Genomic DNA, 9,628 nt, shown 5'->3' with positions numbered 1-9,628 from the left:
GTTCCTTCCTCCAGTCTTCCGGAAAAACTCTTTTACCTAAACCCGGAAACTCTATCCCTGATAATTTATCCATGTTTGCTCCGTGGAGGGCGATTGAGTAGAGTAGTATAAATTTTAGTTTTTTCTATTTTTCTTTTTTTATGCGAAGAACTAAAGAGTCTCCGCGCAGTAAATCCTAAACTGAATTCACTCTACCTCATAAAACTCTTCTTGCAAAGACGTATGGAAATCCGGACAAGCCTCTGGCATCGGTTGTTTTGCCGTAACGCGGTTGACCGCTTGATCCTTCCGATACAGCCGCGCGTATCGAATTTCCGGGAGATGAACCGTTCGTACTATTGCTCGCAATTGTATCCGGTCCGGACCCGCTATGAGCGGCTGTCGATCCATTGATTGAGGCGTTTGCATTATTCAAATAGAGCTGATGCCCATGTCCCTGAAATCGATCCCTTCTTCTTAATCCGCCAATCCATTCTCCTTCCGAATCCATCACAGAAACAAAACCTCTCCCTTGCACCGCAAAGTGTCTGACTTGATTTGTGATCGTTGTCCCAGGAGAAATGTCAGGAAGTCGATGTTTGTAGAATCTCAACTTCACACCAGAAAGAGAACCATTCGAATTCGCTGCAACACACGAAAAACTTATGGTCCTACTTGCGGAAGAAAGCGCTGAAATCGCCAAAGTTGTATTTACCGGAATCCCGCCTATGGCCTGCACAAGAGTTCCCGTCATCCAATGAGTGAAAGAGCCGTGGACCAGATTGTCCTCCGCTAAAGCATCAATCATCTTTTGACACGCTGTAGTATTTGCAAATGTAACGGTCAGAACGTTACTCGCAATTGAATAACTGATCGCGTCAAAGTCGGTCACGTTTGTTCCGAGGGGATCGTAGCGAAAGGGTTTGTTCAACCAATAATTCACCAAGTCTGGCATTCCACCTACTCCACTCGCTTGGATCAACTGATCCGGGGAAGCCAAACAAAACGCAGGAAAATCTGTCGAAGGAACTCTTAAATCGTCCAACCAAAACATCTCCCCTAAGAATTTTCGATCTTCCTTGAAAGTTACCTCCACAAAATTCTTAGAATATAGATAGGCTTCGTTGATTCCCTTTACGAAATTAAGAGGGTTGCTTACGTTAGGATCGATTGTTGCGATAAGGTCGGTATGAAGTTCGGTTACCAAGCCTGTTTTGACCTCGCTTGCTTGTTTTTCTTCGGAGACCTGTCCGTCCTTTATATGACTCCTTCCGATTCCTCTCCAAACTCTGAGATCCATTCCCAATGTTACAACGCCGGAGACATCGGAAGAAACCTCTCGGAGAGGAATGTCTCCAATCGCAAGAGATCCCTGTCTTGCTAAAATTTCGAAGGAATTGTCTCTCCAAACATTCGATCCGTCGCTGGGAAGATTGGAAGGACTATCATATTCAGTTTCTTGAAACTTATGTCGAACGATCAAAGTGCAGTTAACGTTATTCGGAACGGAAATTCCCGCAACGGGAGCCGCCTCGATTCTTTTTCCCTCCACATCGTATGCGATCAGAGTATCGATTAAATCCACACTGTTGCTACCGGAGCCGACGACGATCGTTCCTCCGTTTTGGATTCCGTATCCCAACAAATCCAGATCTCGATCTATAATCTCTTGTGATTTAGATTCTTGTTCCTTCCTCCAGTCTTCCGGAAAAACTCTTTTACCTAAACCCGGAAACTCAATTCCTGCTAATTTATCCATGATTCTCTCCTTCAAAGATAGGATACTCGATCACAATCGATTCCAATTCGCTGTAAAGAACACTGACATTCGTTTTTGTGTTGTTCTTTATTTGAGTAATCCATTCTTTCTTCAAACGTTTGCAAGTTCCAACGTAAGTTTCGAAAGAAAGGGACTTCGAAAGGATAGAGTTTGCAAGTTCCGTGATATCATCGTTTTCATAACTTTTGGATTCACTTGCCAACGCGGCCAAGGTGGATTTTAGATTCTCTCTCTCTTGCAAATTTGCTTCCGCCCAAATCTTAGCCTGAGTAGTAAGGATCGGCCAAGACAAAGGTTCCGTTTTAGAATAACGAGCGAGAATTTTTTCCATCGCTTCGTCAAATTTAGAATTTATACTCAGAATTTTCTTTTCTTTATATTCTGAAATAGTAAGAAGTCCGCATTGAAGAAGTTCTAATAGAGTCTTAGGAACAAGTCTATCTTCTTCGATTTTTTGATCTTCGGGAATAAAGATCAACCCTCGGTCGGCCCTTTCCGAAAGCGAATAAGCCTTCAATTCTCCGGCTTCGAATTTGAATCCCTCCGGAGGAAATGTAATTCCTTGGAAGATTTTTTTCTTTTCGTTCTCGGCTTTGTTTCGATTGAACAATTCGACTTCCAGCTGTATGGCGTTTAAACTATACTGCGGAAACTCATCCAAGGCTTCGGAAGAGTAAACGAATATTTTTTCCATAATTGCTCCTATTTGGAGCGCTTGAGTAGTTTGGGCGAAGATTTCGCTTTTTATATATTTAATAAATTGAATATTCTTTGATCTTTTCAACTCTTCTCGAATGGAATCTATTTGTAAGAGTCCCTCCCATGACAAAAGGTTCGAACGAACCTTGGTCTTCCCATAATTCGCAGACGTTGCCTCCGATGTTCACGTTCTCAATCGATCGAATCAATGAGCTTCTATCAAACGAATCGGAGAGTTTTGGAAATAAAAATCTATATCTAAAAAGAATATATTTTCGCGACATCATTCTCCCTTCCAAAACTCCCCCCATAACAAAACATTCCTTTGCATCGTCACTTTCATAAACTTTCGAGTATCGAATTTCATTTGCGGCGACTCCCGTAGAATATTGAATGACTTGTCTTTTTGATGATACTGAAGCGATTGACAACTTGAAAGTTTTTGCTAAAAGAAGCCTGTTTCTATAAGAGTCGTCGGTCTCTCCCGGAAGTTTGGCGATTTTATATCGAGTTCCCCAAAGAATCAAACCAAAACCGTCGCTCGTTTCGAGCCACATCTGTCGATACAACCAACTAAGTTTTGAAGCACGATCTCCTAAAATTGAAAGTAATGATCTTAGAATCTTATACCAAAGACTGGAAGTTCCTAACTTTCGAATTAAACTTCTCTGGTTTTTCCAAACGAAAGAATCAAAATCAAAATGAAAACGATCAGACATAGACGGCGCCTAATACTTGAAAGCTTGATCCCACGCTTGCCAAAGAACCCACTGGTACATCTACGTTCCCGAGCGGATTAAATTCAACGTCGATACAATTTGGAAGAGTTTGATATAAGGCCTTAAATTGAGCGTCGATAAAATCCTGACCTTCCGAAAGGGACAAAAAATACTCGTCTTTAATCTGATCCAAAACGGACTGGCTTGGAATCGTATCCGAAGATGAAAACTTAACGGTTACGGTTTTGTTGATTACTGTTTCGTTTATATTCTCGACCAAAACGTGTGCGACTCCGCCCGGATCGTTTTCTTCCGCGTTAAAATGATCTTTCACTTCGTTCAACTGAGAAATTGACAAAGGTCCTACGGAACCTTGAAGAAGAATTTTTACCTCCCCGTCGGTCTGCAAAGTCTTTGCGCTTTTAAAGATCGCTCTTTTAGTAAAAGAAAAACTTTCCGCTTCCGCGACATACCAAGCAGAAGTCCATTTGGAAGAGACACCTTCCGCGTTCATCAACCTAGATCGAACGGAAGCTCTTGTTTCTCTAAATTGACCTTGTTGAACGGGAGTTACATCCAAGTTTGCAACGTAGTCGATTCCTTCCGGTGGATTTTCAATCAATGTAATGGAACCGGGAACGACGTTACCGATCGGACCGTCTAACGTACATTGAACGAAAGCCTCGATCGAATACTTTCCCTGAGCATCTGCTGAAATTCCCGCAGGAAGAATTAGAGATTCCTGCAAAAAGAATCGAATCCTTTGGTCTTCCGAACCGGCTGTCGTCACGATCAAAGCCTGCGGAATCTCACGATCGATCGCAGGTTGAATGGAAGAACCGATTCTTATTTTAAGAATCGAAGGAAGCGCTGGCTTCCATTGCATTCCTCTTCGAATCAAGTGTTCGTGCAACGCATCATCCTCCGCGGTGTGCGGATGAATAGCTTTCTGGACGGATATTAAGTCCGAATCGATAAATAAAAAAACAGCGTTAGAAAGCGCCCGTATCAAAGAGAACGTTTTCGAAGTCGGACTGAACGTATGATTCTTAAACACGCCCGAAGCCTTCACCATTTGTAAATGATCGTTAAGAACCTGTTCCTTTGTTGTATTCAAATTCATTTGCACCCCCGAAGATAAACTGCAAAATAAAGTATAAAAAATAGTTAGAATATAATAGTTTTGTTCTATTTAAATATATCACACACCCATTACGACTCCCTTTAAGAACTCTCCAGTCTTAAGACGAAAAGTTACCAAAATCCTATTTTCAAAACTCAAACTAACGTCTATCGAACCATAGTCGATCGCAGGATGAAATTTTAGAATTCTTTCAGCGTCCCGAATTCTGCCGGCTTGATCCGAGTATTCCGTCGAATTTCCCGCCGATCGTTGTCTGCTATAGATCTCGGGATAATCGATATCATCGGCGACGGTCATCTCAAACATCTCTCGAATTTCCGAAAGAACGATTCTAATCGCATTTGAATCGTTCATCAAATCGTCGTTCGACGAATCTAAAAAAAGGTCTCCGAAAACTACGGGATCGTTCGCAAAATCTATCATCAGGTTCCTGCCTTCGGTTTGCTCGATACGGACGGTCCGATCGGAGTATCGGTGTAATCCGTTAAGTGAGTAGAAAGTCCGACAGATTCGGGAGAATTCGTTTTCGCGGTAATTTCCTTTTCCGCTTCGACTTTTCCGCTGGTTTTAAAATCTCCGTCCTGTTCGATGTCTCCGTTTATCTTAAGTTTTTTTGAACCCAAATCCAACAAAAGCGCGTCTTCATTCAATGAGATTTTGATCGTATTCTTAAAATTGATAAAAACTTTATTCTCTTCAATTTCAACTTCGATTTGATCCGCAATTTTAGTTTTTAAAGAATCGATCTTCTCGAAGGCAAACGCCGTATAACGTTTATCGAGATTCTCGCGGGCAACAAGAAGACATTTAGAGCCGACGCTTGGAATCACCGGTTCTATCCAAGTTACGTTGTAAATAAAATCGCCGCCGGATTTGATCGTAAGAATTTTATCAGTTTCGTTGATAGAATCTACGATTCCAGATTTTGGAAAATACATAGGAAACCCAATCTTCCAGGCCTGAACGATCGCTTGTATAAAAGTTTTATCCGCCATTTTTGTCCTTCTTATTTTTTCCGTTTTGATTTTGCAGCGCTTGTTTTAGGCGGCTCATGATAAAAGCCCGGATAGATCTCTTGTCTATATCCGTTGATGTTAAATTTTTTTATTACCTTGTTTACGAAAGTTTTGGCGCTCCTACTAGAATCCTCTAAATCCTGAACATTTATAATTTGTGAATGTGTAACCGATGGAAAACCGAAAGTTACGAATTTTCCGTCAAAACCGGATCCGCATTTTTCATTGTAGATTTCCTTTGCGCGTTTAACCGCTTCTTGGGAATCCAATCCGTCGATTTCAAAATATCTCGCTTCTCCGCTTCCGTGTGTTCCCTTGTAAGTTTGTCCTGTCTTTGGATTTTCTCCGCGAACTATGATTTGAAACGGTTTATTTTCTTTAGGAATCAGCTCGTCCTCGATGATATTAAAACCGAATTGAAAAATCGGATATTTTTCTGAGCTCTTGTTTTTATTCTTCGAATTCGATTGAATCGATAAATTTGGATGAACATAAGCTTTTTGAACGATCATTTTCCAATCATGAAAAAATATATCGACTCCGTATTCCTTTTTAAGAATCGATAGCGCATAACGCGCCGTTTTTTTGGAACAAGTGATATCTACAACTTGTTTGATATCCGAATCCCGCACAACGATCGTAATATCCGCTTTGATCTGAGGATGAATACAATCTTTCAGAAACGTCATCAACGGTTTTTGATGGTAATCCCGATCCATTATTTTCCTCTGGCAGAAAAAGAACGGGTCCACACATTTCAACTCCAACGGAATCTTGGGACTGATTTCAAGAACATAACCGTTAAATTCCGGGATAAGACCATATTTAGAATAGCCCGCCTTCCAAGTAACCTTTGCAAATTTGGTAATCGAATCCTTTTTGAGATTCTTATATTTTGGAAGTTTCACAATAAGAGTATCCGTCGGAATTTCTCTCGAAGATTCAAGAGTCACCTCAGTCACCGCAGGAAATTTCGTATTCGATATTTCTAATTCTTGAATCAAAGTTAACATTAGAAAGAATTCCTTCTATTTGCATTCTTGACTTCCGCACTCGAAACCAGTGCGCCTACAAAGAGTTCGGAGCCGATATTTTCATACGGTTGTCTATTCTCGTTATCTTCGCGGATTTTTCCGGAAAAATGTTCCGTACCGTAATATTGAAGACTGATAGATTCATAAGTATCGCCCTTTTGAATCGTATGGAATACGTCTTCCGTAATCGCTTCGGGAATTTCGATTCTGATTCCGGAACGCAAATTTTTCCAATCTTCGATATGCTGATTTTGATCTAAGATAAGTCTCCACAACTCCCATTTCCCGTAAAATTTTGCTGAAAGCCTTTGCAAAGTGTCCGTATTTTTTAGGACGTAAAACTGGCTCATAAGGAGGACTCCACGTTTTGATTCTTAGAATCCAAAGATGCGAGATCGAGATCGTATTCCTCGTCGGATAAGAAAGTAATATTTACCTCTTGACTATATTGAATCGGACCGTCGGGGAGACTAAAGGTCTCGCAAATTACATTCTTAATTCCTAATGCGTTTAACATAGAATGGTTTAAATACAAAGTTGCATTCGTTTCCCATAACTTTTTTAATTCCTTGATCTTCTGAATCATCGTTTTTACCAATGGATTGGCAGGCGCCGCCAAAAGACCCGCTCCGTAAACGGCGGCAAGAATTGTGAAGTCGACGGTAATTCTCCAATCGCCGTAACCAGTAAGCTCCTTCACGGTTCCTTTCCCTCCCGGAACCGAAGTCACTTCGATTTTTTTCTCCTGACTTACTTTGATTTTTGTTGCCGAAGGAAACTCATATTCGCTGAGAAAGTCGGATCCTATGATCAAGCGGTCAGTATCTCCGGTAATGATCTCCGGAGGTATATATCCTGCGGGCAGAGCTGGCGGTGTAATTCCTCCGATCATGCTAATTCCATCTCCTCATAACGATCCAATTCTTCAAAAAGAGCTTCGGTAAGAATTTCTCCGATTTTCTTTTTATTTGTTTTCCTATCGCCGACAATTAATTGACCGACAATCGATCCTATGCTTATGTTACTCCCATTTTTTGAATTTCCGTAGACGCTTCCAGATGTTTCACGATTTTCTAATGTTCGTTTAACAATTCCTTTTGAATCCGGAGTTAGAGTTTGATTGAATCTTTGTAATACTGGATTTATTTTGGGCGTCTCCGATTGGATACCGTGAGCGATCGTATTTACAAAGGCGCGTCCGTAACCGGAAGTGTTTGCGAGCGGACCTTCTTTTGCATCGGAATGATTCGAAATTGCGTCCAAACTTTTCGCATACAAATTCTTTCCTGCGTTCTTCAAGGTTGCGGTTCCGGATAACACACCGCCCGAAACGGTTTTCGCAAAAGACAGGCCGGATTCTTTAGCCATCCCCAGACTATTTTGAAATCCAGTCATGACCTGATTGACAGTAACAGGGATCGTATTCTTTCCATTCTTAATCCCAAGTGAGAACGTATCGACAAAGGATTGCCCTGAACCCGTTAGGTTTGAAAGCGGTCCTTCCAACGCGTTTGAATGTGGAAGAAAACGATCGATTACACTCAGGATAGAAGTGATAGTTTTTTTTAGATCCGAGATGGAGTCCATGATTCCTTCAGAAAACGCGGTAAAAAGACCTTTGCCGGATTCTTTCATTCGATTGCGAATGTTTCCGATCACGTTACTCAGCGCCTGCCAGATCAGACTCGCTATTCCGTAAATCGGATTTACCATCGCAAGTATAAGAATCTCCTTTACCCCCGTTGGTAGTGCTTTAAAGGAATTTAATATTCTATCAACTAGGCTTCCAAAAAAATCTGTAATGAAATTCCAACTCGAAAGAATATCAGAAGGAATGGAAATAAACCATTGAATATGCGGTTCAATTGGAGCAAAGGCCGTTGCAATCGCGTTTCCGACGGTTGAAAATAAACTTTTGATTGTATCCCAGTGCTCGTGAATCAACAGTGGAATACCGATGATCGGGGCGAACCAGACGATCAATAATTTCGCGAATCCGGAAAGATTACTCCAAGTATCCACGATCCAGTTCCAAGCGGAGATAGCTGCCTCCTTAAGTTCGTCCCAATACGTGATAACGAGGGCGATCACAGCTACGATTCCTACGATCGCAAGACCGATGGGATTGGATAAAGCGGCGACTTTTAAAGCCGCAAAAAAACCGATCGCAACCGCCTTGAAAACCATCAGACTGCCAGCTCCGATCAAGAGAGATCCGCCTAACATAAAGAAGGTGCCGGCAAACTCGGCGAGTTTCGGATTCTCCGAAAGAAACAGATTTACTTTGCCGATTCCATCCGCCAGCGTTTTGAAAAGATCCTTGAGGATCGATCCAATCAGTCCGAATTTTACCAAGCCGGAACCTTCGATGCCCTTACCTAAAAGAATTTTGAAATTATTCCATGCTGTAAACACTCGATTGATTTGAGAAGGAAGCGTATCTAACTTGGCGGACGTTAAACCGATGTCAGAGAATTTTCCGAGATTCAACCTATTGATATCCCCGTTAAAATCTTTTACCTGATTCCCCGAAGCGATCAACTTATCCGTTAAATCCGAGAAATTCCCTCCGGATGCGAGAGTGGCATTCGCGACATTCTCAGTTAAAGTTTTTAAGTCCGAAGCATTCAAATTTCTGAATGATGCTTTCACTTTATTCATTGCGGAAAGTATCGTCTCAAATGAAATTCCCGTTTCAGTAGATAGAATGAGGGCAGAGTTGTAAAGGTTACCGACTTCTTCCGCAGAAAGCCCAAGGCTTTTTAGATTCCCTTCTAATTTTGAGGATTCCATTCTTGCATCGTATAAGTCTTTACTAAATTTCAGGATCGAAACACCCAAATTTATCAGCGGGAAACCGTTTTTCATTTTTAAAAAAGCAGAATCCAATTCACCCACCGCATTTTTAAACTCGTTTGAATATTTTTTGTTTTCGCCGATCAATGTCTTCATAGTATCCCATTGTTCATTGATCCGGCTGATTTTATCGGAAGCGAGATCGCTAATCGTAAATACAAAGTTAAGTTTATTATTGTCCGTTTCCGCCATATCCCACTTCCGATAAAATTTTAATCACCATTAAACGCTTTTACGATCGCACGTTGTAGAGTATTGATTTCAACTTGTTGTATAAATTCCAACTCTGCCGCTAATTGACTTTCGTAATCGTCTCGTTCGTCTCCGTCTTCCGGATATTCGATCTTTCTCCCCGGAAAATAATACATCAGAAGAATTTCCAATGCACCATTTCCGGACCG

At 41.3% G+C, this 9,628-nt stretch carries 11 protein-coding genes; all 11 read right to left on the bottom strand.

Annotated elements, in window-relative coordinates; translation table 11 throughout:
• Positions 1-196: 196 nt before the first annotated feature.
• The 11 genes from JWG44_RS03840 to JWG44_RS03790 all read right to left on the bottom strand — a co-directional run bounded on the left by JWG44_RS03840 (position 197) and on the right by JWG44_RS03790 (position 9,610).
• Positions 197-1,738 (bottom strand): hypothetical protein, encoded by a 1,542-nt coding sequence (locus tag JWG44_RS03840; RefSeq protein WP_205273629.1) that lies wholly within the window; start codon positions 1,736-1,738, stop codon positions 197-199.
• Positions 1,731-2,453 carry a hypothetical protein gene (locus tag JWG44_RS03835; RefSeq protein WP_205273628.1) on the bottom strand — a complete coding sequence of 241 codons (723 nt, stop codon included), beginning with the start codon at positions 2,451-2,453 and terminating at the stop codon, positions 1,731-1,733. Before JWG44_RS03835 ends, JWG44_RS03840 begins: the two co-directional genes overlap by 8 nt.
• Before the next feature lie 58 nt (positions 2,454-2,511).
• The gene (locus JWG44_RS03830; protein WP_205273627.1) at positions 2,512-3,177 is read right to left on the bottom strand and encodes a hypothetical protein; all 666 of its coding nucleotides are present in this window, start codon (positions 3,175-3,177) and stop codon (positions 2,512-2,514) included.
• Entirely contained in the window at positions 3,170-4,300 is a 1,131-nt protein-coding gene (locus tag JWG44_RS03825; RefSeq protein ID WP_205273626.1) for a baseplate J/gp47 family protein, read from the bottom strand. The genes JWG44_RS03830 and JWG44_RS03825 overlap by 8 nt, the downstream gene beginning before the upstream one ends.
• Positions 4,301-4,378: 78 nt before the next feature.
• Positions 4,379-4,744 carry an LIC10183 family protein gene (locus JWG44_RS03820; RefSeq protein WP_205273625.1) on the bottom strand — a complete coding sequence of 122 codons (366 nt, stop codon included), beginning with the start codon at positions 4,742-4,744 and terminating at the stop codon, positions 4,379-4,381.
• Entirely contained in the window at positions 4,744-5,316 is a 573-nt protein-coding gene (locus JWG44_RS03815) for a hypothetical protein (protein WP_205273624.1), read from the bottom strand. The genes JWG44_RS03820 and JWG44_RS03815 overlap by 1 nt, the downstream gene beginning before the upstream one ends.
• 11 nt (positions 5,317-5,327) lie before the next feature.
• Positions 5,328-6,350 (bottom strand): hypothetical protein, encoded by a 1,023-nt coding sequence (locus tag JWG44_RS03810; protein ID WP_205273623.1) that lies wholly within the window; start codon positions 6,348-6,350, stop codon positions 5,328-5,330.
• Positions 6,350-6,721, bottom strand: a complete 372-nt coding sequence (locus tag JWG44_RS03805; protein WP_205273622.1) for a LysM peptidoglycan-binding domain-containing protein — start codon at positions 6,719-6,721, stop codon at positions 6,350-6,352. The genes JWG44_RS03810 and JWG44_RS03805 overlap by 1 nt, the downstream gene beginning before the upstream one ends.
• Entirely contained in the window at positions 6,718-7,263 is a 546-nt protein-coding gene (locus JWG44_RS03800) for a DUF6046 domain-containing protein (RefSeq protein ID WP_205273621.1), read from the bottom strand. The genes JWG44_RS03805 and JWG44_RS03800 overlap by 4 nt, the downstream gene beginning before the upstream one ends.
• Positions 7,260-9,419: a phage tail tape measure protein gene (locus JWG44_RS03795; protein ID WP_205273620.1), complete on the bottom strand. Its 2,160-nt coding sequence runs from the start codon at positions 9,417-9,419 to the stop codon at positions 7,260-7,262. The genes JWG44_RS03800 and JWG44_RS03795 overlap by 4 nt, the downstream gene beginning before the upstream one ends.
• A gap of 20 nt (positions 9,420-9,439) precedes the next feature.
• Complete coding sequence (locus tag JWG44_RS03790) at positions 9,440-9,610, bottom strand: hypothetical protein (RefSeq protein WP_205273642.1); 171 nt, start codon at positions 9,608-9,610, stop codon at positions 9,440-9,442.
• Positions 9,611-9,628 lie beyond the last annotated feature (18 nt).

The sequence above is a fragment of the Leptospira ainazelensis genome, assembly GCF_016918785.1.
In the GTDB taxonomy this organism is placed as follows: Bacteria; Spirochaetota; Leptospiria; order Leptospirales; family Leptospiraceae; genus Leptospira; species Leptospira ainazelensis.
Note: the sequence above shows the minus strand (reverse complement) of the source record. Positions and strands in the feature narration are given on the sequence as shown.

What these genes read in the sequence shown, in the direction of transcription:
- JWG44_RS03840 (WP_205273629.1), bottom strand. Translation starts at nt 1,738, where the DNA reads ATGGATAAATTAGCAGGAATTGAGTTTCCGGGTTTAGGTAAAAGAGTT.
- JWG44_RS03805 (WP_205273622.1), bottom strand. Translation starts at nt 6,721, where the DNA reads ATGAGCCAGTTTTACGTCCTAAAAAATACGGACACTTTGCAAAGGCTT.
- JWG44_RS03830 (WP_205273627.1), bottom strand. Translation starts at nt 3,177, where the DNA reads ATGTCTGATCGTTTTCATTTTGATTTTGATTCTTTCGTTTGGAAAAAC.
- JWG44_RS03825 (WP_205273626.1), bottom strand. Translation starts at nt 4,300, where the DNA reads ATGAATTTGAATACAACAAAGGAACAGGTTCTTAACGATCATTTACAA.
- JWG44_RS03820 (WP_205273625.1), bottom strand. Translation starts at nt 4,744, where the DNA reads ATGATAGATTTTGCGAACGATCCCGTAGTTTTCGGAGACCTTTTTTTA.
- JWG44_RS03835 (WP_205273628.1), bottom strand. Translation starts at nt 2,453, where the DNA reads ATGGAAAAAATATTCGTTTACTCTTCCGAAGCCTTGGATGAGTTTCCG.
- JWG44_RS03795 (WP_205273620.1), bottom strand. Translation starts at nt 9,419, where the DNA reads ATGGCGGAAACGGACAATAATAAACTTAACTTTGTATTTACGATTAGC.
- JWG44_RS03800 (WP_205273621.1), bottom strand. Translation starts at nt 7,263, where the DNA reads ATGATCGGAGGAATTACACCGCCAGCTCTGCCCGCAGGATATATACCT.
- JWG44_RS03810 (WP_205273623.1), bottom strand. Translation starts at nt 6,350, where the DNA reads ATGTTAACTTTGATTCAAGAATTAGAAATATCGAATACGAAATTTCCT.
- JWG44_RS03815 (WP_205273624.1), bottom strand. Translation starts at nt 5,316, where the DNA reads ATGGCGGATAAAACTTTTATACAAGCGATCGTTCAGGCCTGGAAGATT.